Source organism: Nocardia asteroides (genome assembly GCA_019930625.1).
GTDB classification, from domain to species: domain Bacteria; phylum Actinomycetota; class Actinomycetes; order Mycobacteriales; family Mycobacteriaceae; genus Nocardia; species Nocardia sputi.
Genome location: CP082844.1, coordinates 3,914,529 through 3,939,264, shown reverse-complemented (window position 1 = coordinate 3,939,264; position 24,736 = coordinate 3,914,529). Strand labels below are relative to the sequence as shown.

Below are 24,736 nucleotides of genomic sequence, written 5' to 3'. Positions count from 1 at the left end.
GACGGCCGGAGCCGACCCTCCCCCACTCCACACAGCCACGCTTCCGCCCCGGCTGGGCACGCACAATCTCAGCGGGAAACGGCCCGGGTGACGACTACTCCGCCCCCCGAATGGGTACCCTCGCCCTTACTGCCGAGGGGAGGACGCATGTCCGAAGTCACTGCGAATCCGATATCCGAATCCGGGCCCGAGCTGAAACGGGTGATGGGGCCGGGCCTGCTCTTGCTGTTCATCGTCGGCGACATCCTCGGTACCGGCATCTACGCGCTCACCGGCAAGGTGGCCAACGAGGTGGGCGGGGCGGTGTGGGTGCCGTTCCTGGTGGCGTTCCTGGTCGCGCTCATCACCGGTTTCAGCTATCTCGAACTGGTCACCAAGTACCCGCATGCCGCGGGCGCGGCGCTCTACACGCACAAGGCGTTCGGCATCCATTTCCTCACCTTCATGGTCGCGTTCGCGGTGATGAGTTCCGGCATCACCTCCGCTTCCACGGCCTCGCGCGCCTTCGCGGCCAACTTCGCCGAAGCGTTCGACCTGGACCTCGGCACCGGCGTCGCGGTGACGGTGATCGCGCTGGTGTTCATGGCGGTGGTGGCGGCGGTCAACCTGCGCGGCGTGAGCGAGGGCGTGAAGCTCAACGTGGTGCTCACCTGCGTGGAGCTGACCGGTCTGTTGATCGTCATCGCGATCGGCTGCTGGGCGTTGGGGGTCGGCGACGGCGACTTCTCGCGCATCGTCGAATTCGAGACCGGCGAACGCAACGCGGTCGGCGGCGTCATCGTGGCCACCACGCTCGCGTTCTACGCGATGGTGGGATTCGAGGACTCGGTGAACATGGCCGAGGAATGCAAGGAGCCGAGCCGGATCTTCCCGAAGGTGCTGCTCGCCGGGCTGCTCATCACCGGGCTCATCTACGTGCTGGTGTCCATCAGCGCGATCGCGCTCGTTCCCGCCGACCAGCTCGGCCAGGGGGACACGCCCTTGCTGAAGGTGGTCGAGGCCGGTGCGCCGAACTTCCCGACCCACGTCTTCGCCTACATCACCATGTTCGCCGTCGCCAATTCCGCGCTGATCAACATGCTGATGGCCAGTCGCCTGATCTACGGCATGGCCCGGCAGCAAGTGCTGCCCCGGCCGTTCGGCCGCGTTCACGAGCGCCGCCGGACGCCCTACAACGCCATCATCTTCACCACCTTGCTCGCCCTCGGGCTGATCCTGTTCGTCGGTGAAGTGCCCGAACTCGGCGGCACCACGGCCCTGCTGCTGCTCGCGGTGTTCACCGTGGTCAACATCGCGGTGCTGGTGCTGCGCCGAGACCCGGTGGCGCACTATCACTTCAAGACACCGACGCCGTTGCCCGTGCTGGGTGCGCTGACCTGCGGCTTTCTCGTCACGCCGTTCACCGGCCGCAATCCGGCGCAATACGCCATCGCAGGCGTACTACTGGCCATCGGGGTCGCGCTGTGGGGCCTGAATTACCTTGCCCTGCGCGCTATCCGGGCACAACCACTCGACAGCAAGCCGCCCGCGGAGTGACCGGTCGCGCTACCGGCGCAGGACCGCCTCCGCCGGTATGTCCGATTCCCGCAGGTGACTAGTCGCTGCCCGGTAGGTAAGGTGGGCGCCGATGACCAGCATGGAAGCCCGTTTCGGTGATGCCACCCGGATCGTGCCCCTCCCCAATCCGTGGAATCTGACCGCCTATCTGGCCGCGGTGGCCGCCCATCGCGGACGCTCGATCAGTCTGCACCCCGTACCCAAGGCGATGTTGGCCGACACCGGCTGCGGCGGGGGCGGACTGTGGGTGGCGCGCAAGCACGACGACATCATCGTGTACGACGCCGCGGCGACCGGCCGCAACGCCGATCATGTCATCCTGCACGAGATCGGCCACATGCTGCTGGGTCATCACAAAGACCACGAGCGCAGCGATCCGCTGCCGCCGTCGCTGGCCGTCCTCCTGCCCTCTATTTCGCCGCACTCGATCGAACACGTCCTCGGCCGTGCCGAATTCGGCGTCGACCGTGAGCGGGAAGCGGAAGTCTTCGCCGACATGACCATGGTGTACGCGACTCTGCCACGCAAGCGCCAGCGATCGTTCCGGCTGTTCGGGCGCGGCAGATAGCTACCAGCGGTCGTAGCGCCCCTCTGGTAGTCGTCTCGCCCCGGTGCGCAGGTCGTCGACGAGATCCTGGTAGCCGTCGGCCAATTCATCGATCTGGATCCACGCGTCGTAGAAGACCGATTCCGGCGCATGCGCCAGCGCCACGAATGCCTGGGCAGCCAGCATCGCCAGTCGGTCCACCATGCGACCGACCGTCTCGAAGTGTTCGGGCGCGGCGGGCGGCGGGATCGGCGCGGCCAAGGTGACCCAGCGGTCGATGCCGCGTAGGAGCTGCGCGCGACGCCGGTCGAGTTTGTCGCACCGGCTCGCCGGGGTCCGTTCGCGAGTCTGGTGCAGCTGAGCCAATTCTCCGGCCGCCTCCAGCATCGGATGATCCATGTGCGGCAGACCCCGGAACGCGGCCAGCAGCAGTTCTTTGCCGGGAATGACCCGAGCCTCGGACACCTGACCCACTTTCCACACCCCCAATTCGATCAGGGTGGACGCGTCTCGGTCACGTCCTCGATGCCTTGCGCCGCCGGTGTCCCGGCACTGCCCGAACATCCACATGAGACCAGCTTGGCCGAGAGCCGTGCCCCCCACGTCGGTTTCGGCCACTTCCACTCGCGCGACACGCCCATCGACCGGATCGGCGGGGCACGAGCCGATGCCACAAGCAAGGGCAAACATTCAGTGACCTCGCATTTCTCGACAATAGAGCCGTCTTTACTGCGGCTATTGCCACTCGAGCCGACACGCCAGCCACTGTCTAGCGATACGAGCAAACACCGACTGATGGTCGCGCAAACGCGGCGAACGCGGCAGTTCCGGCTTCCGGCAGGCTGCTGCCCAATAGCCGGCGAGTGCGCAGACGAAGGCGTCGACCGCCGCGGGATCGACGTCGCGGGTGACCGGATGGGTGGCGATGATCGGATCCAGGTCGACACCAGCGGCCGCGATCGTCGGAGCGAGCGCGACGAGGTCGATCCACGCGGCACCCCGGCACGCCCACGCCCAATCCACCGCCAGCACCGCACCATCCGTTCGCCGCACCATGTTGTCCCGGCCGAAGGTCGTTGTGCAGCAACGTATCTCCCGCCGATGCCGCCGTCCACGAGGCTTCCAACTCGGCCAATTCTTCAGACCCGGATCACCACCGAATTACCCGCGATGCCCGAGCTCGCACTGGCCGCTAGATCTCCGACGCGGCGAAGTAGTCCTGCCCGCCGATGTAGGTGGTGTGGCCGGAATCGGCGGGGGCGGTGGTGGCCAGGGCGACGGCGATGGCGAACTCTGTGACGGTGGGCAGGGTGCCCTGATCGCGCCGTGCGGCGACAGCGTCGGGATTCCGGCGCTCCAGCAATTGGACGATGATCGTGCCGTCGATCATGTCGCCGGAGACGACGTGCAGGGCGACGCCCCTGGCGCCGAGTTCCGGGATCATGGCGCGTAGCGCGTCCTCGCCCGCGCGCTTGCTCGCGGCGATGGGTTCGTAGTCGGCGGGCACCGGCTTGCGGCCGTGGAAGTGCGCTTGATGACTGGTCACGAAAACGATCCGCGAGCCCGACGGCATGTGCGGCAAGGCAAGCCGTACCAGGCGTTCCTGCGCGTCACGGTTGAGGGCCATCGCGTAACCGGGCCGCGCATCGCGCTCGAGCCCGCCGGATGCGTTGAGCACCAGCACATCCAGCCGGCCGAACGCCTCCGCCACCCCGGCGACCAGCGCGCGGGCCGAATCCGCGTCGGCGATATCAGCGCCCGCAGTGGACGCGCTACCGCCCGCTTGCCGGATCGATTCCGCCAGTGCCTCGGCTCGCTTGGCCTTCTCCCGGTAGTTGATCACCACATGGTCGCCGCGCGCTGCGAGCACCCGAGCGGTCTCCGCGCCGATGCCGCGGGACGCGCCCGTGATCAGGACGATTCGCCGTCCGGTCATGCCGTCATCCTCTCGGTCCGCCCGGCGCCCCGGCCGGTGCTTCTAATTCAGAATCACTATGCTGGTTCTAAATGAGAAGTGCAAACGAAGCCAGGCCGCCGCGCGGCCGGGACGACCCGTCGAACACGCCGCTGCTGGCCACGATGGATCTCCTCGGCCAACGCTGGATCCTGCGCATCCTGTGGGAACTGGAACCCGAGCGTCTCGGCTTCCTCGAGTTACGCCGCCGCATGGGCAACTGCTCCTCCAGCATGCTGTCGGTGCGGTTGCAAACTCTGCAGTCGGCGGGACTGATCGCGAAGAGTCCCGACAAGTCCTACGAACTGACCACGGCGGGCATCGAGCTGGGCGCGGCACTCGGCTCGGTCTGGGACTGGTCACGCCGCTGGCGCGTAACCCCCACCGACTCCCAAGCCGACTGACCAGCCGCATCGGACCGTGCGGACACTAGGTACCTGGGACTCCCCAGTCGGCGGGGGCCGACACGGGTTTGACCTTCGAGTTGGTTGAGGCTCCATGATTGCCGGGTGGCGAGTTCGGAATCGGCAGGGTTGATCACGATCGGCGTCCTCGCGCGGGAGAGCGGGCTCACGGCGAGCGCACTCCGGTTCTATGACGACTGCGGCTTGCTCGTTCCGGCTCGGGTCGACCCGCTGACCGGATACCGCTATTACACCGAGGCGCAGCGTGAGCGAGCGGCCCTCATCCGCCAGTTGCGCGCGATCGACCTCCCCCTGGAAACGATCGCGAAAGTTCTCTCCGGCGACCCCGCGGACGTACCCCGCCTGCTCGACCGTCACGTGGCGGAACTGACTCGCCTGGCGCACGAGGCCGCACGCGTCGCCGCGGTGGTCAAACAGTCGCTCGTAGCTCACGTGGCGATCGACGCCGCGGTGCTGGCCGAGGCGCTCGAGCAGGTCCGCGGGGCCGCGGCGCGGACCCGCGAGATACCCGTGCTGGCGGGCATTCTGCTGGAATCGGGTGGTAACGCGGTGACGCTCACGGCCACCGACCGTTACCGCCTGTCCACCCGGACCGTGGTGGCGAACCGGCAGCACGGCGGCGAGTGGTCCGTGGTGCTCGATCCGAACGGCCTCGAGTCGCTCATCGAGTGGTTGTGCGGCAGGAACGAGGTCGTCGTCACCTCGACAGACGACGGACTGCTCCTCAGCGGCGACGGCGTCGAATACCGGTCGGCCGTCATCGATGCGACCTTCCCGGACCACCGAGCCTTGCTGTCGGGGCTGGGGCCGGTCCGAACCCGAGTGATCGTCGCCCGGCAGGCGGTGCTGGAGCTTCTCGAAAAATCCGACGCCGTGGTGCGATTCGCGATCCGGCCGACCGAGATCGCGGCGTCCGCACCCGGCACGGCGCACCGCCTGCCCGCGACGGTCACCGGCTCCGTCATCACACTGTCGTTCGATCCCGCCACACTGCTGCCCGCCGTCCGCACCGCACTCGGCCCCGATCTGATGCTCGACATCATCGCCGCCGATCAGCCGGTGGTCCTGCGCTCCGCGACCGACGGAGACCTCACCACCCTGGCGATGCCCGTGCGACCCATCGACCACTCGGCCTCGAAATAGCAGTCCCTACCACCAGCGCTACCAGCACCTAGGAGACCTGATGGACACCACCTCGGACGACACCATGAACACCATCACCAGCGCGGTCGCGCTCGGGCACGAGGGGCGTCCCGACGACGCGCGGGACGCTCTGCTCGCCGTGTGGGCCTCGCTCGGTCCGCAGGGCGACCCGTTGCACCGGTGCACGCTCGCCCACTATCTGGCCGACTTGTACGACGACGCCGCCGAAGCGCTCACTTGGGACATCCGGGCGCTCGACGCCGCCGACAGCCTCTCGGACGATCGGGCGCAAACCTATGACGGATCGCTGCGGGTGGCCGCGTTCTACCCGTCACTGCATTTGAATCTCGCCGACAACTATCGCAGGCTCGGCTCGTTCGACGCCGCGCAGCGCCAGATCGACGCCGCCCGTGCACGGGTGCACACCCTCGCCGAGGACGGCTACCGGGCGACGATACGAACGGCGGTCGACGAGGTCGAGTCGGCTATCCAGGAGCGACGCACCGAACGCCGAGCCTCGGCACCGACCGGCGGCCGGTAGAAGCACGAGCAGCCCGCGCCGAGTCGGCGCGGGCTGCCACGAACCGGATCTACTTCAACCGCAGCTTGCCGAACAGGCCGTCCTTCTCGTCGTCGGGTCCCGCCGTGAAGTACAGCGAGTCGGCGTCGCCGAGGCTCTCGCCGTTACCGAACATCAGCGCCCACAGCCCTTCGATCGCGACCGGCTTGCCGTCGGCATCGCGCAGGTAGTCGGCGAACTTGCCGGTGGTGTCGTCGTAGGCCAGCACGTGCCCGGCACCGCCGAAGTTGCCGACCAGCAGTTTCCCGCTGAGCGGACCGAAGCCCTCCGGTGCGATCGTCACCGCCCAGGGTGCGTTCAGGCGCTTGCCGTCGTCGATGATGCGCACCAATTTGCCGGTGGCGTCGAACTCGGCGAGCTTGCCCTTGTCCGGTTTGCCGCCCGCTTCCCGCTCTTGGTCCTTCTCCAGCGAATCCTCCTCGCCGGCGTCGAACTTCGTCGCGTCCTGTTCGTCCGGTTGCGTCGTGGCGTAGGCGACGAACACCCGGTCGCCGATGGTGGAGACGTTGAACGGCGCGGGATCGCCGGGTTTGGCCTTCTTACCCTTCTCCGGCGCGGCCGGGTCGATCGCGTCGCCGGTGGCGAAGGGGTTGGCAAAGCCGACGGTCGGAATCGGCTGCCAGTTCCTGTCGAACGTCCGGACTTGCGGGTCGGCGCCGAAGTCGGCGGCCAGCAGCGTGTCCCCGGACGGCGCCAGCGCGATCCCGAAGAACTGCATACCCTGCGGCGCGCCGTCGAAGACCAGGTTGGCCGGGCCGTCGTGGCGCACGATCCGGCCCTCGAAGCCCTGCTCGGTCCAGGCGGAGATCTTGCCGGAGTCGGTAGCGAAGATGAAGCGCGCCGAGCCGTTCAGCGGCCCGCCTTCCGCCTCGACCGGCTGGTCGCGGACGACGAACAGATCGGAGGTGATCGGCGCCGGGTTGAACACCACGCCGGTGGTCTTGCCCGCGCTCTTGTCCGAGGTGTCGGCGTCGGCGCCGGGGATGGTGACGATCTTCAACTGGTCCTGGAAGAGCTTCTGCACCTTCTCGTCGGCCGACTTGGTCACGTCACCGACGAATTGGAACGACTTGCCGCCCGCGCCCACCCAGAAGTGCCCACCGGCGCCCTTGGGTCGGTCGGCGAGCCCCCAGGCGTTCACCAGGTCGGGGAAAACGAACTGCGCGTTGTACTCCGCGTTGTTGGCCGCGAGATTGGTTTGGACGTATTTGTTGCCGTCGAGCGCGGGCACCTCGTCCGGCTTCGAGTCCGAGCAGCCCGCCGCCACGATCAGCGCGGCGCCGAGCGCCGACACGCGCAGCAGACCACTTCGGGTCCGCGACCGAGGCATACCGCCACGGCGCGACTCTTTCCAGCGTCCGTTCAACTTCCTGTTTCCTTTCCGACCACACCACATTGGTGATAAGGCGAAGCTAACCTTAGCGCGCGGCAATTTCGGGAGTACCCGAACGGTTGGACGGGCACGGGTTTAGGCTGTTCGCCGTGGTCGAACCCCAGCCTGCTATTACCCTGCATCCCGATATCGCTCCGCTCGCTCCACTGCTCGGCACTTGGCGCGGGAACGGACAGGGTGAATACCCGACCATTCCTCCGTTCGGCTATGTCGAGGAAATCCGGTTCGGCCATCTCGGCCGCCCGTTCCTCACCTACCGGCAGAAGACCCGCGCCACCGACGACAGTCGGCCGCTGCACGCCGAAACCGGCTATCTGCGTTGCCCACGCCCCGACCGCGTCGAATTGATCCTCGCGCATCCCACCGGTATCACCGAAATCTGCGAGGGTTCGCTCGCGGTCGAGGACGGCACGCTGCGCATGGAATTGGACTCCACCAACATCGGGCGCAGCACCACCGCCAAACTCGTGACCGCCCTCGGCCGTTCGCTGCGCCTGTCCGGCGACACCATCGACTACTCCCTGCGGATGGCGGCGGTCGGCGAGCCACTGCAACACCACCTCGCCGCCACCTTGCGGCGCGATTGAACCGGCGCACGCCACGGTCTAGGAAGCGCTCGGCAATCGACGGCGCCCGCTGGTCAGTTCGGTGACCAGATCCTCATAGCCGACAGCCAGTTCGGCCAGCCGCTCCCACGCGAACCACAGGTCCCACTCCTGGTCCTCGGCCATGGCCGTGTACGCGCACGCGCTCAGCTGGGCGAGTCGGTCGACTACCGAGCCGAGCGATTCGGTGTGCAGATAGGCTCCGCCACGCGCCACGGGCAACCGGGACTCGACCCAGCGGTCGACGTCACGAACCAGCCGGGCCCGGTGCTCATCGATCGCGCACGCACATTCCCGTTCCGTGCGGAGCCGGCGAACATGCAGTTCCGCTAGGGCGCGCGCCCGCGACAGCACCGGATGCCCCGGCGGCGGCGCACCCTCCCGGCAGGCCCGCAGCAGCTGGGTTCGCGTCGGCAAGCCCTCGCTCATGGCGCGTCTTTCCCGCCCGCGCGGGCCAGCAGGCAATTCACGATCACCATTCCGGACGGTCGGAACGTGTCGCGCGGCGCCACCACCCATCGGCGGAATACGCCGTTCGCGTCGGCGGGCGACGGCAGCGCGATTTCGCTGCCGAAAGGCACGATCGAAACGTCGAGCCGGAACAAGGCCGCGAACAGCCGCATGTCGTCGGGTAGATCGGGTCGGCACAGGAAAGTCCACCGCCGAGAACGGATATGCGCGATCACCGGCCCCAACGGCATGCCACGGAAAAGCATGTCGTCGCGCACGCACTGCCCCAGCCTGTCGGGCATCGTGATCCCGCCCACCACGCCGGCCTTCACGGCGATCCGGCCGATCTCCGGGTGTATCCCGGCGGGCAGCCCACAGGTGCGGCGGTAAAACGCACAGCGAGACGCGGGAGTGTCCGCGAATGCCGCATAGTTCATTCGCCAGCCTCGATTCACATAGTTCGGTAAGCGGAGAATGCCGGCCGCTGGACCTGTAACCGTTGTCGCGGTTAAGGTTTCAGCACTTCTTCGATTCGTGCCGGTCGCGTTCAGTAGAGCACCGGATATTGCTGGGCGGGAACGTTCTCAGTGGTGGAACCGGGCGAAAACCGCCCAGGTTCCAAGGCCCCCCGCCACAACGGTTCCAGTTAGATACCTGGCCAATACTTAGGCTACGAAAGGGAATTCGTCGTGACTCCAACCGGATCCACCCTCCCCCGCCGCATGCTCGGCAGGCAGCTGCGCGAGCTGCGGGTCAACTCGGGCGTCAGCGCGGAGTACGCCCGCGATGCGATCGGCGTGGGGAAACAAACCCTGTGGCGGATGGAGACCGGGCAGCCGGTCCGGCTGAATCCGCTGTTCATCGAGCGGTTGTGCAAGGTGTACGGGGCGTCGGAGGAGCAAACTGCCGTCTTGCTCGACTTGACGGAGGAGACCAAGCGCACTGGCTGGTGGCACTCCCTCGACGACGCCATCCCCAAAGGATTCAGCCACTACGTTGGTCTGGAAGCAGCCGCCCACCGCGTCACTTCGTATCAAACGACTCTTCTGCCCGGACTGTTGCAGACCAGTGAGTATCGACGGGCACTGATCTGGGTCGACTACCCGACGATGCCCGGCCCCGAGGTCGAGCGACGCATCGAGGTGTTCACCCGACGCAAGGCCCGCTTGGACAGTACCTCCGACCCGCTGCATCTCGACGCGGTGCTCGACGAATCTGCGTTGCGCAGGCCGATCGGCGGCACGTCGGTCATGGCAGACCAGATCCGATATCTTGCGGAAGTAACTGAGCAGAACAACATTTCGGTGTATATTGTCCCGCTGGATGCGGCGGCATACGCAGGCCTGCGTGTCGGCCCGTTCGTGATGCTCGAGTTCCCTAGGCACCCGACGGCACATCTCACCGAGCCACCAGTCGTATACATGCAGGGTTTCACCGGCGACCTGTATCTTGAGAAGTCCGAGGAGATACGGGAATACCGACAGGCGTTCGCCGACATCCGACGATCGGCACTCGACGAGGTTCGCAGCCGATCCCTCCTCCGCAAGATCGCAAAGGAGTTTGCCGAGTGAACGTCGATCCCTCCACTGCCTCGTGGTTCAAAAGCAGCCATAGCAGCTCGGACAAAGAATGCGTTGAGGTCGCGTTCCTTGCTCCCGACCTCGTGGGTATGCGCGACTCGAAGAATCCCGCCGCACCGGCGCTTGTGTTCACAGCGAGTGAGTGGGACACGTTCACTGCCCGCATAACCAGAGGTGAACTCGACCGCTCACAGTTCTGAGACAGCCTCGACGGCAACTCCGGAACCTCCTTCGCCAGAGGTTCCGGGGGATGCTCGCTCACAACTCCCCCGGAACCATCGACCTGCTCGTCAGACCGCTTGCCCCCGATGAACCCCGGCGGTAGCGTCAACTTTCGTTGCGGGGGGCGGAGAAGCCGGTCCGGCCTCGAAGAGCCAGGGAAAACACCGGTGCGCAAGGGGGACCAATGAAGTCAGGGCAGAGTTCGGGGCGTCTGGCCACCCTCGCCGTAGGTACCGCACTCGTTCTGACAGGCTGCGACTCCTCGACCGAGGGTGATGCGACTCCGACCGGGAGTTCCCCAACCAGCCAGAGCATCGCACAGGATGTCCCGACCGGCTACAACCCGTGCAACGACATCCCCCAGAGCGTGCTCGATTCCGAGAATCTGCGGGGGAAGCAGAACGAGGACTCCAACGCTTCCGGCGGCGTCAAATGGCGCGGCTGCGCATGGGTCCAAACAGATGGGTACTCGCCTGCCATTCGAACAACGAACCTCACTGTCGACATGGTGCGGGCCAAAAACTTCACTGACACCCGTGAGTACGCGGTAAGCGGACGCCGCGCCATATCCACGCGGCAGGTGGACGAACATCCCGAGGCTGTCTGCACCGTGAACGTGGAGATGAAGGGCGGTAGCCTCGAATTCTTCCTGAGCAATCCGCCGTCGAATCGTAAGACTGGCCAAACGGACACTTGCTCACTCGCACGAACTCTTGCAGAGAAAGTTGTCGCGACGATGCCCGCCAATGTGTAGACCACACTGATACTGGAGCAACTCACCGGGAGGGAAGAACAGATGGGTGACGACAAGACTCCACGGGATCGACCGATGGCGAACGTCCTCGGCGCCGTTCGCGACGGCCAAGCCAATCTCGAGATGAGAGCCGAGGACTTCGTCTACATAGATCGAGATTGCGAGTTCTTCAAGGATGCGATTCGCAACATTCAGCGCGCCATGGACATCGTTTCACAGCAGACGCATTGGGGACTGGGTGAATCCAACAGTGACATGGTGTCCGCCTCCACATTGGTGGACCGCTTCAAGAAGAAGGCGCGCGGAGCGGAGGATGGCAACAGTGTCTACCAGATCATGGAAGAGCATTTTCGTATCGTTCAAGACATCCAAGAGGTCCACCGGATAGCCCGCGATCGGCTCATGCAGGCGGACAGCAACTTCGCCGCTGAGTTCAACCATTTGAACGCCACCCTCCCCGAGCGCCCACCCGTACAACTGCCATTCGGACCGGTCTCACTCCCGGACGGGACCGGCAGATGAACGGCTACGAGAGCACCCGTATCCCGAACGGCGGCGAACATCCCGATAGCTGGGAACACTCGCGGATCAACGAGACATTCAGCCCGCTCGACATCACCGACGCGATCAACCAGGCGAACAAGTACTGGCAGGCTCGCACCCAATGGGAGCAGGGCGTGGAAACCTTCGCCCGCTCCATCCAGACCTCCATCGCCCAAGCCTGGTCCGGCCCCGCCGCGGAGCAGTCCAAGAACGCGATCGCCAAGTACACCAGCGACGCGCAGAATCTCACGAACTCCTTGGAGGAGCTGTACTGCCGGGTCCGTGACGCCGCTACCGCCATCGCCAATACGAAGAAGGCCCTCCCGGATGCCGTCGACTATTCCTTCGTCGAGCGCGTCTTCCACCCGAAGCGCTGGAGTCTGTCGGACGAGCGGTCCGAGGCCGAGCAGGCCGCGCGGGCGGCGATGAAAGAGTTCTACGTACAGCCGTTCAGTGAGATGGACGGCAAGATTCCGGTGCTACCCACTCCGGTCGGTCCGACCGCGTCGGTGGACATTCCCGCGCCTCCGCCAGGTGGGTACCAGAGTGGCGACAACAACGGTCCGGGCTCGAACGACCCGGGCACCAGTCCTGCCGCCACCGATTCGGGCACTCCCGGTGACAAGGACGGCGACGGCGAGCCCGACGAGACGAGCACCGAGGAACAGCAGTCCACCGACGAGTCGGCGCAGGACCAGCAATCCTCCGACACGACAGCTTCCGACACTTCGACCACACCCACCGGCGTGGACCCCGCCTCTACAACCCCCGCCACCACCACGGACCCGACCAAGACAGCGCCGGCTGGCACCCCGTCGCCGCACAGTCCAGGCACACCGGGCAGTCCTGGCAGTCCTGGCACACCCAACCAGCCGCAACCGGGACGCAGCGTCGCGGGCGCACCTGGGATGCCGACCACATCGATGAACCATGCCGCCGCGTCGGCTGCCACGGCGGCGCGAGGTATGAGCGGTATGCCGGGCATGATGGCGCCCGGCGCTCGCGGCGGCGGCAAGGACGACGAATCCGAGCACAAGACGCCGGACTACCTGATCACCCAGGAGAACACCGACGAGCTGCTCGGCGAGGTTCCGAAGACCGTGCCCGGTGGCGTCATCGGCGGCACGCAGACCTGATCGGGGCCACTTACTCTCGACTCGGCACACGCCCGCACCACAGCTCGGCGGCGGGCGTGTGCGCGTGGACAGTGGCCGCTTCGACACGGCCGGATGGGATCGCACATGGCTGAATGGATTTGGGAACCGGACGATTTCGCCGCGCTCTGGTATGGCGACGCGCACGACCGGATCCCCGGCCCATTGCGCTACACCAGTCGTTTCGCCTTCCACGACGACTTCGCCGCCCACCGCGCGGCCGTGTGGGGGCACTATTCCGCGGACGAACTCGACGAGATCAACGCGGCCCTGCACATCCTGGGCGCCTCCGAGTTCCGCATCGAGATCCTCGGCGGCACGTGCAAGCACAAGAACAGCACCGGCACCCAGGACGTCCGCGAGTACCGGATCCTCGGCGCCCGCGACAGCTACCGCGCTGTCGTTCTGAGCCAAGCGGGCAACCACCACAAGCACGGCCCGATCCGCGTGCGCATGTTCCCCGCCGAGCAACTCCCCGCCCGCCTGGTCAAGGCCGTTCCGGCCTGCGCGCCCGGAGCCGAGAAGCCCGCCACGTTCCATCCCGACGACCTGATCCCCCGCCGGGACACCTACCTCGAGGACAACGCGCGCAACACCCCCCGCGAGCAGTACCAGCGCCTCCTGGGCCGCCAGGTCGACGGCGGCGGCACCGCCGTCCTCCTCACCGCTCCCCTGCACACCCGGACGAAGCCCGCCAAAGTCCTCCAGTGGCACGACATCTCCGACGACGGCCGCTACACCGAACACCGCGCCGACCACATCACCGTCCGCCCCACCACCCCCACCGACCTGACAACCCACTTCACAACCTGGATCGACCAAGCCCTCCAACGCTTGACAGCCGCCCGCCCGGAAAGTTGGTAACGAGGCCAGCGGAACCGAACCGGGTCACTCGGCGTCCAACTCTGTACGCAGGCAACTACCACAAGCCGACAGAAGTGACCGAGGAAGAGAGCCGCAGTGCCGAAGACGGTGTTCCCACAGCGGGTCGTTATCGAGAGACGAAGGAATTCGATGAGCGAGTTCACCCATTCGATCGGCGTGGGACTGTTCACGATGCATCTCGACGACGGACGCCTTCCGGTGGATGTCGGTGTGAGCCGGAATATCCACGACCGCCTGGATCCACCGGACTTCTCCGCGGCGGCGATGACCGGCTATTACCTGGCGCTGTGGCGGCATGACGCGCCGGTCATCGCATCGGGCAGATGGACCGAATTGACCGTATCCCAGTCTCGCCGCACAGAACTGATCACGCTCCTCGACACCCGGTCGCTCGCCGAATTCGAGATGGTCGAACGCTCCTTACGGCTGAGTGATGAATTCGTCGGGCGAGGGCCAGTGACCGATTTCGGCGGGCCATCGATCACGATGGTCGCGAGCATCTCTCGCATCGGCAGCATCGAGGTAGATCCGCGGTGGGCTGCCACGGCCAGCCCGTCTTACATCGCGCACGACATCCTCGACTGCGCGAACCAGATCCGGCAACAGCGCCCACGGTTCCACGAAGACGGGTCATGGGCCGACCGCACCGACGATGAGCTCGAACACGAACTCGCGGAATACAAGCGCTACCTGATGAGGAACTCGTAATGGTCGGTTTCGCAGCGGATCTGAACCAGTTGGTGAAGGCTGCCCGAGCCTGGGATCACGCGTCGGACACCCTCACCGTCGCCGCGACGCAGGCGCAGCGTATCCATTTCAGTCACCAGGACGTCGCCTGGGGGCTGTTCCGCGATACCTGGGAAGCCCAAGTGGCGGCCGCGCGGTACATGTACGAAAGACTGGTCGAGGGTAGAGATGAAACCAATGCCATCGCCGCGGTTCTGGACCATGTCGCGAAGGTCTATCAGGAGCAGGACCAGAACTTCGCGAACGTCCTGATCGAACTGGAAGCGGATCACTGATGGGTGACACGAAATCACTGGACGAGATCAACACCGTACTCGATCAGTTCTCGGACCAGATCGCGGAGATCAGGACGCAGCCGGCCAAGGTGGATGAGGCGTTCCGGAAGGCGGCGATCGCCGCTGCCGAGGCCGAGGCAGCGACCTTCTTCGGATTGGCCGGTGCGGTGGCCGGTGCCGTCTACGGTGCGATGACCGAGGACGACTTCACCGGCTACATGCAGGACCACAAGGAAGTAATCAAGAAAAGGATTCAGGAGCTCTTGGAAAAACTCCATGGCGCGGTCGACAGTTTGAAGGCACCCATCGCCTTCCTGCAGACGAGCGAGGCATGGTCGCAGCTGGAATCCAAGATCGGCGAGGCGCAGAACAACGAGGTGGCCAACGGCAACGTCATCGGTTACTGGGCAGGTGCGGCCGCTCTCAAGTACACAGCGGCTCGCACACTTCAGGACACCGCAATGGACTCCGCCAAATCGATCTGCAACAAGCTGAGCGCTGCGCTCGCCCAGGTATCGGATACAGCTTGGGATTTCTACTCCAAGATCGTCAAGGATGTCGCGGATCTGATCACCGCGCTGGGGTCGGCTCTCCTCAAGATCGGCACCTTTGTCGCCGCTCCGGTCGGAATATCGGATGCGATCGACGTCCTCGGAAAGATGATCAACAAAGCCATTGAATATACCGATCATCTCGCCAAGGGCTTGCTCACTCAAAGAGAAATCATCAAACAAATCACTACCGCCACATCGGAACCAAAAGGATTTCTCAACGATCGTTGGCCGCGCAGCGCCTCCGACGACTTCGTCATCAACTCTCCCAGCCCTGAATGGCAGGCGACATGAACATACGAAAAGTTGTCGCGACTTCGGCGCTGGCCATACTACTTTCGGGTTGCGATCTGTTGCCGCGTACTCATCCCGAAACATATGAGGTGCCGACGAGCAACCACACCATCCAAGAGTTGTGCGACGCTACAAAACAGTTCTTCACCATCCGAGCTGGTACCGATAACCTGAAGATCAGCCCTGGTGCGGGCGGCAAGGCGCTGACCGATGAAATCGGCGGCGGCAACGGGTGCTTCTATGAGAAGGCAGACGGGTCCGCATGGCGTCACCTCGGATTGGTATCGCTGTTCCGCATAATCGTCAGTGGTAACACCCTGTCCGAGCCCCCGTCGACGACCGGGAACTACCCGGCCGAGTTCCTCACCGTGAACGGCGTGACTGTCAAGGTTGTTACCGAACCACTCCCCAAGGGGGCGAATCCCGCCACTACGCTGCTCGAGATCGAACTCACCGCCAGCATCGACGGCTGGGAGGGCGCACTTCACTTCTACGGCACCCGTGATCGAACGACGCCAGATGACCAACCGACACGAGAAGGCGCCCACGCACTGGTGAACATGATCCGCACGTTGAAGGGCTGATCGCTCCGCTCGGCACGTGGAGCGGCAACGCGCACATAGCAGGGCAAGCACACCTCATGCTCTCGGAACAGATCACGGCCGTCGCTCTGGGCGGTTCGGAGCTGTGCAGGTCACCGTCACAGGATCGGGCGGTACCAGGTATGCCCGCACCACACCTAGGTCTGATCGCGCCAACGACTGGGCCGTCGCCGGAATCCGGCGACGGCCCAGTCGTTGGCGCACCTCGGAGGCTCGGTTGTGCTCTCGTAAACCACCACCCAGCAGACGGATTCGCAGGCGGCCGCGGGCGCTGTGCGACTGATTTTCGTCTCCTAGCGTGGCGGCCGAAATCTCCGCGACATACTCCGGTTGCTCACGTTCCCGAGAACGGCACCGCAGCAGGGCCGGACGATAAATCCGCACTGGAGCACCCCCACCGGTCAACGCCTGGCAACGATCTGGAAAACGGACAAAAACGGATGCCGGGACGCGTTGCAGAGGCGCTGTTCCTGGGGCATTAATGGAAGTAACCGGGCCACACACAGAGTCGGGCACCCCCCGGTATAGAGGAACCAGCAAACAGAGAGGCAGCGACATGCCTACTTTCCTCTTCCCGTCCTCGGGACATCAATGGTGGGGTCCCCGTGTCACCGCGACCGGCGTCTCGGCGGACAGCACCCCGGTACACGCGGAAGCGCGACACCACGAACCCTCCTCCTGCGCATACGGGTTCAACTAGATTCCCCGGTCCTTCGGCGAATCGACGTCACGACGCAGTCCGACGCGCGGGTCTACTCCCCTACCGGGTGCAGTCCGGCTCCCCCGTCGTCCTGCTTCGACCCATCCTCGGCGACCGATGGTCGCCGCACCGCAATCCGATCATCGGGAGGCACGGAATGATGCCACCGGAATACACAGAACTCAATCGTATGGGCGCATCGGGGTCTTCGCGCCACGGAGCGCGGATCACCAATTTCCTGCTGCACACGCAGGAAGGCGACGGCACGGCCGAGAGCCTGGCCAGTTATCTCAACGATCCCGGCCACGGGGTCAGCTATCACTACACCGTGCGCGATCGCATCGTGTGCGATGTCCTCGACACCGACCTCGCGAGTTGGTCGGTGCTGGACGCGAACCCGTACACGATCAACTTGTGCTTCGCCGGCAGCCGCGCGGGGTGGGGACCGGACGACTGGGCACAGATCGACGGAGACATTCGGATCGCCGCGTGGCTGGCTGTCCAGGACGCGAGCAGATACGGCTTCGCCATCGACGTCATCACACCGCCTTACCAGCAGCGCGAGGGCGTGAGCGACCACAATTACGTGACCGAATGCCTCGGCCTCGGCACACACACCGACGTGGGCTTCAACTTCCCTTGGACCCGCTTCATAGGCTATGTCCAGGAATACGCCGCCGGTGCACCCGCCGCAGCGCCGCCGGACGCGATCGATGACATCTACGCCGTCAATCCCTGGCTCGGAGACCGAATCAGCGGCGGCGAGTCCGTCACTTCGGACAGAGTGGGCCGATACGCCCAGTTCGAGCACGGCTTCATCTACTGGCATCCCTCGACCGGCGCGCATCCGATCCCGCACACGTTGTGGCAGAAGTTCGGCGAGTTGGGCTGGGAAGCAGGCCCGCTCGGATATCCGGTCACCGACTGCACCGTGTTGGACGGACCTGACGGCCTGCCGTGGGGTGAGGTACAGGGCTTCCAAGGCGGTGCGCTGTACCGGCGTGACGGCGCGAAGGCCTACTGGATGCACGGTGCGATCCGCGACCGCTGGAACCGCAGCGGCTCCGAGAACGGCCGCCTCGGCTGGCCGACCTCCGACGAGATTCCCTGGGACACCGGTACCTACCAGAACTTCGAGAACGGTCTCGTCTACTGGACGCCGCGCCAGACCCTGGCCACGGTGACCGCCGACGGCATCGATGAACCCCTGCACGACCCACACAATGGAGAAAGGGAAAACCGATGAACAATGTCATCACCATCCTGCGCAGCGAGCCCGTCCGCGCCTTGCTGTACCCGCTGCTGGTAGCGCTGATCGGATACGGCGTCACCAAGGGCGTCGTCTCGTCCGATCTTTCCGGATTCGTTCTCGCCGTCGTCGCGGCGGCGCTGGGCCTGCCCGCGGTCGAGGCGGCACGGCACCGGGTGAGCCCCGCGCCACCCGACAGCGGTGAACCAGCATGAAAACCCCGAAGGAGAAGACCCGACACGACCCCTTCGAAGTAGTGCTGTGCGCCGTCTTCGGCGTCTCGATGGTGTTGCAGTGCGTCTATGGCCCGCCATCGGGTTCGGCGATCGCGGCCATGCCCTCGCATTTCCGCACGCTGTGGCTGATCCTCATGCTGATCGGCTGCGTGGCGACGCTGACCGGTGTGTTCGCCCGGCGTGTCTGGGGTTACCTGGTCGAACAAATCGGTTTGGGGGCGCTGGGCTGGTCACTGGTGGCCTTCGGTGCGCAACTGCTGCTGTTGCAGGTCCAGCATGGAACCCTGGGTCCGGCCACGGTTCTCGGGGGTCCGCTGCCCATCGCCTTGGGGATCGCTTTCCTGTGGAAGCGCAGACAGGTACTGCAGGACGTCAGGACGCTGCACGCGGTGAAGATTCGGGAGGCGTCATGAACCTGATCCAGCAGTCTCCGATTTTCGCGGCGCTGGTGCTCATCGCCAGCTCGTCGGTGCTGTCCGCGGCCGTGACGGCGTGGTTCAAGCGCGGCGACGTCGACGCCACCATGACGAAGACGAAAGCCGACGCCGCGAAAGTGCTGAGTGACCTGGCCATTTCGCAGACACAGCAGATGTCCGAGCAGATGGGCGCGTTCCGGATGGCGCTGCGGGCGCACCGGGAGTGGGACCGGAAGATGGTGACCAGGGCACGGCAGGCGGGCATCGAGTTCGACGACCCACCCGAACTGTTTCTGTGAGACCGGAAGTTTCCTTCCTGGCCGGACGCTGACGAACGTTCCGCTTGGTCGCCAATCGTTCGCCGGGACCGCGGCTCAGAAGGAGCCGCCCTCCGGCAGACGGCGGCACAGCGCTGCCGAAAACATTGCTGCCACACCGTCTGCCAGGACGTTCGTGCCGCAACCTGCCGCACCGATGGCGATTCGAAAACGGACCAAAACGGAGCGCCAGACACGTTGCCAGGCATCGCTCCAGAGGTGTTAATGGAATTAGCCGGGCCGTTGAACAGCGGCGGGCGCCCCCCGGTGCAGAGGAATCATCACCACGGCAAATAGGAGGCAGCCATGCCTACCATCACTTCCCTCTCCCCGACCTCAGGCCCAACCACGGGGGGGACCAATGTCACGATCACCGGTACCGGTTTCAGCGGTCCAATGACCGTGCGGTTCGGGGGTACCGCGACCACGTTCACTATCAACTCCCCCACCCAGATCACGGCCATAGCTCCCGCCGGATCGGTCGGTACGGTGCAGGTCACCGTCACCAGTTCCGAGGGCACCAGCAACGGCCTCCCCTACACCTATGTCCCGGTCCCCGCGTTGAACAGCATCAACCCGAACCAGGGCTCCACCGGAGGCGGGACGACGGTCGTCCTCACCGGCTCGGGGTTCACGGGAGCCACCGCGGTGAACTTCGGTAGCACACCGGCGACTTCGTTCACCGTCAACTCCGACACGCAGATCACGGCTGTCACGCCCGCCGGAACCGGTATCGTGCCCGTCACCGTCACCGGACCGGGTGGTACCAGCGGCGCGGTGCCGTTCATCTACGTGGTCGTTCCGACCATCACGTCGATTGTGCCGACCGCCGGTCCCGCCTCGGGCGGCAACACTGTCACGATCACCGGCACCGGATTCACCGGTCCCCTGACCGTCCGGTTCGGCAATACCGCAACCATTTTCACGGTCAACTCGCCCACTCAGATCACCGCCGTCGCACCCCCGGGAACGGGCACCGTGCAGGTGACGGTCACCGGCTCCGGGGGAACCAGCAACGGCGTCTCCTACACCTATGCCGGTGTCCCCGCACTCACCAGCCTCGTGCCCACCACCGGTCCGACAACCGGCGGGACGACGGTCATCATCACCGGAACGGGCTTGTCGACCGCCACCGCGGTCAACTTCGGCGGCACTCCGGCGACCTCGTTCACGGTCAACTCCGACACCCAGATCACCGCCGTAGCACCCGCCGGAACGGGGACCGTGCAGGTCACCGTCACGACACCTGGAGGGACCACCAATGGACTCCCCTTCACCTATGTGGCGGTGCCGACCCTGACGACGCTGGTGCCGAGTGCCGGTCCGGTTACGGGCGGGACGACAGTCGTCATCACGGGCACGAATCTGACGGGAGCCACGGCCGTCAACTTCGGTGGCACACCGGCGAGCTCGTTCACGGTCAATTCGGCTACCCAGATCACGGCGGTCGCGCCGGCCGGCAGCGGGACCGTACAGGTCACCGTCACCACTCCGGGCGGAACCAGCAACGGCCTCCCCTACACCTACATTCCGGTGCCCGCCATCACCGCGGCGGTACCGAATGTCGGACCGGTGACCGGAGGGACGACCGTCGTCATCACCGGAACGGGACTGACCGGAGCGACCGCGGTCAACTTCGGTGCGACGCCGGCAGCCTCGTTCACCGTCAACTCCGACACCCAGATCACCGCCATCGCGCCCGCCGGAACCGGAACGGTGCAACTCACCGTCACCACACCGGGCGGAACCAGCAACGGCGTCGCCTACACCTACGTCGCAGTGCCCGCCATCAGCGCGGCGGTACCGAGCGTGGGGCCGGTGACCGGAGGGACGACCGTCGTCATCACCGGAACGGGACTGAGCGGAGCGAGCGCGGTCAACTTCGGTGGCACACCGGCGACCTCGTTCATCGTCAACTCCGACACCCAGATCACCGCCATCGCACCCGCCGGAACCGGAACGGTGCAACTCACCGTCACCACCCCCGGCGGAACCAGCAACGGCGTCGCCTACACCTACGTCGCAGTGCCTACTGTCACCGCGGCGGTGCCGAACGCAGGTGTGGAAGCGGGCGGGACGACAGTGGTCGTCACCGGCACAGGGTTGACCGGAGCGACCGCGGTCAACTTCGGCGCCACACCGGCGACCTCGTTCATCGTCAACTCCGACACCCAGATCACCGCCATCGCACCCGCCGGAACCGGAACCGTGCAACTCACGGTCACCACACCCGGCGGAACCAGCGGCGGCGTCGCCTACACCTACATCCCGGTGCCCGCCGTCACCACGGTGGTTCCGAATGTCGGCCCGGCGACCGGCGGCACGACGGTGATCGTCACCGGCACGGGGCTGACCGGAGCGACCGCGGTCAACTTCGGCGCCACACCGGCGACCTCGTTCACCGTCAACTCCGACACCCAGATCACGGCCATCGTTCCCGCCGGAACCGGAACCGTGCAACTCACGGTCACCACACCGGGTGGAACCAGTAGCGGTGTCGCCTACACCTACATCGCGGTGCCCGCACTGACCGCAGCGGTTCCGAATGTGGGGTCGGAATCGGGCGGCACGACAGTCGTTCTCACCGGAACGAATCTGACCGGCACCACAGCGGTGAACTTCGGCGCCACACCGGCGACCTCGTTCACCGTCAACTCCGCCACGCAGATCACCGCCGTAGCACCCGCCGGGACCGGCACCGTGCAAGTCACGGCGACCACGCCCGGTGGAACCAGCAACGGCTTGGCCTTCACGTATGTGCCGGTACCCGCGCTCACCACGGCGGTTCCGAACGTGGGCCCGGTAGCGGGCGGGACGATCGTCGTCCTCACGGGGACAGGGCTGTCCACCACCTCAGCGGTGAACTTCGGCGCCACACCGGCGACCTCGTTCATCGTCGGTTCCGACACCCAGATCACGGCCGTGGCACCGGCGGGCACCGGGACGGTTCAAGTCACGGCGACCACCGCGGGTGGCACCAGCAACGGCGTGGCCTACAGCTACGTCGGGCTTCCCACCCTCACCACGACGGTTCCGAACCTGGGCTCGGTATCCGGCGGCACGACAGTCGTTCTCACCGGAACGAATCTGACCGGCACCACAGCGGTGAACTTCGGCGCCACACCGGCGACCTCGTTCACCGTCGACTCTCCCACCCAGATCACCGCCGTAGCACCGGCGGGAACCGGGATCGTGCAAGTCACCGCCACCACCCCGGGCGGAACCACCAACGGCGTTCTCTACACCTACGTCGCGGTTCCCACCCTGGCGGCGGCGGTTCCGAACCTGGGCTCGGCATCCGGCGGAACCACCGTCGTGCTCACCGGCACAGGACTGACCGGAGTCACGGCGATCGACTTCGGCGGCACACCGGCGACCTCGTTCACCGTCGACTCCGCCACCCAGGTCACCGCCGTAGCACCGGCGGGGACGGGGACCGTACAGGTTACCGCCACCACTGCGGGTGGGACCAGTAACGGCGTCGCCTACACCTATGTTCCGGTGCCCTCCCTCACCGTGGGGGTTCCGAGCGTAGGCCCGGCATCGGGCGGCACGACGGTCGTTCTCACCGGAACCGATCTGACCGGAACCACCGCGGTGAACTTCGGTGCCACACCGGCGACCTCGTTCACCGTCGACTCCGCGACACAGATCACCGCCGTAGCACCGGCGGGAACCGGGATCGTGCAGGTCACCGCCACCACCCCGGGCGGAACAACCAACGGCGTCGCCTTCACCTACCTGGCGGCGCCCAGCCTGGCGACTTTGCTGCCGAACGTAGGTTTGGAAACGGGCGGAACGGTCGTCGTTCTCACCGGTGCCGACCTGGCCGGGACCACAGCCGTGAACTTCGGCGCCACACCGGCGACCTCGTTCACGATCGACTCACCGACCCAGATCACCGCCGTGGCACCCGCCGGGACCGGTACGGTGCAAGTCACCGCCACCACCTCCGGCGGAACCAGCAACGGCCTCGCCTACACCTACATCGCGGTACCGACACTGGCGGTCGTGCTTCCGAATGTAGGACCGGCGGCCGGCGGAACGACAGTCGTCCTCACCGGGACCGACCTGACAGGCACCACCGCCGTCGATTTCGGCGGCACACCGGCGACCTCGTTCACCGTCGACTCCGCGTCACAGATCACCGCCGTCACTCCCGCTGGAACGGGAACAGTGCAAGTCACCGCAACCACGTCCGCAGGAACCAGTAATGGTCTTCCATTCATCTATATCTGACGGCTGATGCGGCTGGGCCGTCGGCAGGCTTTTGCCGACGGCCCAGTTTCGTTGCGGTGAGCCAATATAAGAGAGCCTCCGTCATCGTCGACAGAGGCTGCAGGGGTAAGGGGGTTTCGTTGGCGACCGTACTGAAGATGCTGCTAGCGGAGCGGCATCTGAAAAGTCATCCGGATTTCCTTGCCGCGTACGACAGATGCGCGGCGCAGCTGGACCCGCCCATTCCCCCAGGGCATGGGCCGGCGAAAGCGCAGTACTACCAGTGGCTGTCGGGCCGTATGGTCGGGCTTCCTCGCGACTATCACTGCCGGGTGCTCGAGAAGATGTTTCCCGGCTGGACTGTTGAAGGACTGTTTCAAATGGCCAACTCGACACCGGAAGGCACGCGGTCACTCGGGTCGGGTCCTACCGGCACCGACATCCGGCTCGAGGCATTCCTCGGGGTGGAGACCAGCACCAGGGGCACAACTCTGGTGTATCCGTCGTTCGAGCTGTCCAGGTCGTCCGTGGAAGTACTGCGGGCGGCGGGGATCTCCCGTCGGCGAGTTTTCGGGAAGCAGGAGGGTGCTTTCCCGGAGCGTCCCGTCGACATTCCCTCCGTGCTGTCGGAGAACGATTTTCGCGGGCTGCTGTATGTGTTCTCCTTGCTGCAGCGCTACACCAACATCCGCGCCGAGGTTCGCAGCGACCGCTACATGGTCACCCACCACGATCGCCCGTACATCAGTTTCGGGCTGAGCGGCAACGACTGCACACAGTTGTATCCGCCAACCGTCGAGCACCCGCTGTTCACCATCCGGGACAGCGGCGACGACTCGGTGCACCTGGAGCTCAGCGACGGAAGCCGGTACGACTCGGGCGACGACCGCAACCTCGGCATCATCGCGCGAGTGCGGCCGTGCCCGGATCAGCATCCCGATCGGTACTGGATCTATTGCGGGGGTTTGGGGCCGCGCGGCACCGCAGGAGCGGGCTGGTATCTCGCCAACTCGTGGTTACCCCTCCAGCACCGTGTCGGTGACAGCGAGTTCGTTGCGGTCATCGGCGTCGACGAGTACTCCGACCGGACGACCAGTTTGGAACATCTGCTGATCGCGTCGTCCGAGCGGGATCGACGGTAGGCCGCCGTCGGCCCGGACAGTCGCCATGACCACTGTCCGGGCCGGTGCGGATGCCTCGGCTCCCGTGCCTGCGCACGTATCGGGGCCGGGCCTGACGAAGGAGGACTCCGTGAACTATCGGTCGACACTTGTTCGGGTGGCCCGGCTTCCCCGGCCACGAGACCGTGAACTCCGGTTCTGGGTCGTCCCCGTGTGGG

At 65.6% G+C, this 24,736-nt stretch carries 28 protein-coding genes; 22 read left to right on the top strand and 6 right to left on the bottom strand.

All coding sequences use genetic code 11. The annotated features are described in order from the left end of the window. Window positions 1–147: 147 nt before the first annotated feature. Both K8O92_18080 and K8O92_18075 read left to right on the top strand, forming a co-directional pair. The gene (locus K8O92_18080; GenBank protein UAK29903.1) at window positions 148–1,536 is read left to right on the top strand and encodes an APC family permease; all 1,389 of its coding nucleotides are present in this window, start codon (window positions 148–150) and stop codon (window positions 1,534–1,536) included. Between the two features lie 91 nt (window positions 1,537–1,627). Continuing rightward, the gene (locus K8O92_18075; protein ID UAK29902.1) at window positions 1,628–2,125 is read left to right on the top strand and encodes a hypothetical protein; all 498 of its coding nucleotides are present in this window, start codon (window positions 1,628–1,630) and stop codon (window positions 2,123–2,125) included. On the opposite strand, the gene K8O92_18070 is transcribed toward K8O92_18075, so the two are convergent. The 3 genes from K8O92_18070 to K8O92_18060 all read right to left on the bottom strand — a co-directional run bounded on the left by K8O92_18070 (window position 2,126) and on the right by K8O92_18060 (window position 4,040). Next, the gene (locus K8O92_18070; protein UAK35774.1) at window positions 2,126–2,668 is read right to left on the bottom strand and encodes a DUF4254 domain-containing protein; all 543 of its coding nucleotides are present in this window, start codon (window positions 2,666–2,668) and stop codon (window positions 2,126–2,128) included. A gap of 171 nt (window positions 2,669–2,839) precedes the next feature. Continuing rightward, entirely contained in the window at window positions 2,840–3,136 is a 297-nt protein-coding gene (locus tag K8O92_18065; GenBank protein UAK29901.1) for a hypothetical protein, read from the bottom strand. 160 nt (window positions 3,137–3,296) lie between these two features. Then, window positions 3,297–4,040 carry an SDR family oxidoreductase gene (locus tag K8O92_18060; protein ID UAK29900.1) on the bottom strand — a complete coding sequence of 248 codons (744 nt, stop codon included), beginning with the start codon at window positions 4,038–4,040 and terminating at the stop codon, window positions 3,297–3,299. Between the two features lie 143 nt (window positions 4,041–4,183). Between K8O92_18060 and K8O92_18055 the strand changes: the two genes are divergently transcribed. From K8O92_18055 to K8O92_18045, 3 genes are all read left to right on the top strand, one after another. After that, complete coding sequence (locus tag K8O92_18055) at window positions 4,184–4,462, top strand: helix-turn-helix transcriptional regulator (protein UAK35773.1); 279 nt, start codon at window positions 4,184–4,186, stop codon at window positions 4,460–4,462. 105 nt (window positions 4,463–4,567) lie between these two features. Continuing rightward, entirely contained in the window at window positions 4,568–5,626 is a 1,059-nt protein-coding gene (locus K8O92_18050) for a MerR family transcriptional regulator (protein UAK29899.1), read from the top strand. Window positions 5,627–5,666: 40 nt separating this feature from the next. Further along, window positions 5,667–6,167 (top strand): hypothetical protein, encoded by a 501-nt coding sequence (locus tag K8O92_18045; protein ID UAK29898.1) that lies wholly within the window; start codon window positions 5,667–5,669, stop codon window positions 6,165–6,167. Between the two features lie 49 nt (window positions 6,168–6,216). Here the strand turns inward: K8O92_18045 and K8O92_18040 are convergent, their stop codons facing one another. Then, window positions 6,217–7,536 (bottom strand): TIGR03118 family protein, encoded by a 1,320-nt coding sequence (locus K8O92_18040; GenBank protein UAK29897.1) that lies wholly within the window; start codon window positions 7,534–7,536, stop codon window positions 6,217–6,219. Window positions 7,537–7,688: 152 nt separating this feature from the next. Here K8O92_18040 and K8O92_18035 point away from each other — a divergent pair, with 152 nt between their 5' ends. Beyond that, on the top strand, window positions 7,689–8,186 hold the full coding sequence (locus K8O92_18035; protein ID UAK29896.1) for an FABP family protein: 498 nt from the start codon (window positions 7,689–7,691) through the stop codon (window positions 8,184–8,186). Window positions 8,187–8,204: 18 nt separating this feature from the next. Here K8O92_18035 and K8O92_18030 read toward each other — a convergent pair whose 3' ends face one another. Both K8O92_18030 and K8O92_18025 read right to left on the bottom strand, forming a co-directional pair. Then, window positions 8,205–8,633, bottom strand: a complete 429-nt coding sequence (locus K8O92_18030; protein UAK29895.1) for a DUF4254 domain-containing protein — start codon at window positions 8,631–8,633, stop codon at window positions 8,205–8,207. After that, entirely contained in the window at window positions 8,630–9,091 is a 462-nt protein-coding gene (locus K8O92_18025; GenBank protein UAK29894.1) for a DNA-directed RNA polymerase subunit beta, read from the bottom strand. Before K8O92_18025 ends, K8O92_18030 begins: the two co-directional genes overlap by 4 nt. Before the next feature lie 285 nt (window positions 9,092–9,376). Here K8O92_18025 and K8O92_18020 point away from each other — a divergent pair, with 285 nt between their 5' ends. The 16 genes from K8O92_18020 (at window position 9,377) to K8O92_17945 (ending at window position 24,539) form a co-directional block, all read left to right on the top strand. Beyond that, window positions 9,377–10,225 carry a helix-turn-helix domain-containing protein gene (locus tag K8O92_18020; GenBank protein UAK35772.1) on the top strand — a complete coding sequence of 283 codons (849 nt, stop codon included), beginning with the start codon at window positions 9,377–9,379 and terminating at the stop codon, window positions 10,223–10,225. After that, on the top strand, window positions 10,222–10,434 hold the full coding sequence (locus tag K8O92_18015; protein ID UAK29893.1) for a DUF397 domain-containing protein: 213 nt from the start codon (window positions 10,222–10,224) through the stop codon (window positions 10,432–10,434). Before K8O92_18020 ends, K8O92_18015 begins: the two co-directional genes overlap by 4 nt. Window positions 10,435–10,640: 206 nt before the next feature. After that, window positions 10,641–11,210, top strand: coding sequence for a DUF3558 domain-containing protein (locus K8O92_18010; GenBank protein UAK29892.1), 570 nt, complete (start codon window positions 10,641–10,643; stop codon window positions 11,208–11,210). 75 nt (window positions 11,211–11,285) lie between these two features. Beyond that, window positions 11,286–11,732, top strand: a complete 447-nt coding sequence (locus tag K8O92_18005) for a hypothetical protein (GenBank protein UAK35771.1) — start codon at window positions 11,286–11,288, stop codon at window positions 11,730–11,732. Continuing rightward, a complete protein-coding gene (locus K8O92_18000) occupies window positions 11,729–12,889 on the top strand; it encodes a hypothetical protein (protein ID UAK29891.1) in 1,161 nt (386 codons plus the stop codon). The genes K8O92_18005 and K8O92_18000 overlap by 4 nt, the downstream gene beginning before the upstream one ends. 105 nt (window positions 12,890–12,994) lie before the next feature. Next, window positions 12,995–13,771 (top strand): ESX secretion-associated protein EspG, encoded by a 777-nt coding sequence (locus K8O92_17995; protein UAK29890.1) that lies wholly within the window; start codon window positions 12,995–12,997, stop codon window positions 13,769–13,771. Between the two features lie 150 nt (window positions 13,772–13,921). Beyond that, window positions 13,922–14,500: a hypothetical protein gene (locus K8O92_17990; GenBank protein ID UAK29889.1), complete on the top strand. Its 579-nt coding sequence runs from the start codon at window positions 13,922–13,924 to the stop codon at window positions 14,498–14,500. Continuing rightward, on the top strand, window positions 14,500–14,814 hold the full coding sequence (locus tag K8O92_17985) for a hypothetical protein (protein UAK29888.1): 315 nt from the start codon (window positions 14,500–14,502) through the stop codon (window positions 14,812–14,814). The genes K8O92_17990 and K8O92_17985 overlap by 1 nt, the downstream gene beginning before the upstream one ends. Next, a complete protein-coding gene (locus tag K8O92_17980) occupies window positions 14,814–15,659 on the top strand; it encodes a hypothetical protein (protein UAK29887.1) in 846 nt (281 codons plus the stop codon). The genes K8O92_17985 and K8O92_17980 overlap by 1 nt, the downstream gene beginning before the upstream one ends. Next, entirely contained in the window at window positions 15,644–16,243 is a 600-nt protein-coding gene (locus K8O92_17975; GenBank protein UAK29886.1) for a hypothetical protein, read from the top strand. Before K8O92_17980 ends, K8O92_17975 begins: the two co-directional genes overlap by 16 nt. 875 nt (window positions 16,244–17,118) lie before the next feature. Continuing rightward, the gene (locus tag K8O92_17970; protein ID UAK29885.1) at window positions 17,119–18,207 is read left to right on the top strand and encodes an N-acetylmuramoyl-L-alanine amidase; all 1,089 of its coding nucleotides are present in this window, start codon (window positions 17,119–17,121) and stop codon (window positions 18,205–18,207) included. Further along, window positions 18,204–18,425, top strand: coding sequence for a hypothetical protein (locus tag K8O92_17965; protein UAK29884.1), 222 nt, complete (start codon window positions 18,204–18,206; stop codon window positions 18,423–18,425). The genes K8O92_17970 and K8O92_17965 overlap by 4 nt, the downstream gene beginning before the upstream one ends. Then, window positions 18,422–18,859, top strand: a complete 438-nt coding sequence (locus K8O92_17960; GenBank protein UAK29883.1) for a hypothetical protein — start codon at window positions 18,422–18,424, stop codon at window positions 18,857–18,859. Before K8O92_17965 ends, K8O92_17960 begins: the two co-directional genes overlap by 4 nt. Further along, window positions 18,856–19,161 (top strand): hypothetical protein, encoded by a 306-nt coding sequence (locus tag K8O92_17955; GenBank protein ID UAK29882.1) that lies wholly within the window; start codon window positions 18,856–18,858, stop codon window positions 19,159–19,161. The genes K8O92_17960 and K8O92_17955 overlap by 4 nt, the downstream gene beginning before the upstream one ends. 324 nt (window positions 19,162–19,485) lie before the next feature. After that, window positions 19,486–23,418 carry an IPT/TIG domain-containing protein gene (locus K8O92_17950; GenBank protein UAK29881.1) on the top strand — a complete coding sequence of 1,311 codons (3,933 nt, stop codon included), beginning with the start codon at window positions 19,486–19,488 and terminating at the stop codon, window positions 23,416–23,418. A 119-nt stretch (window positions 23,419–23,537) separates the two neighbouring features. Continuing rightward, a complete protein-coding gene (locus K8O92_17945; protein ID UAK29880.1) occupies window positions 23,538–24,539 on the top strand; it encodes a hypothetical protein in 1,002 nt (333 codons plus the stop codon). Window positions 24,540–24,736 lie beyond the last annotated feature (197 nt).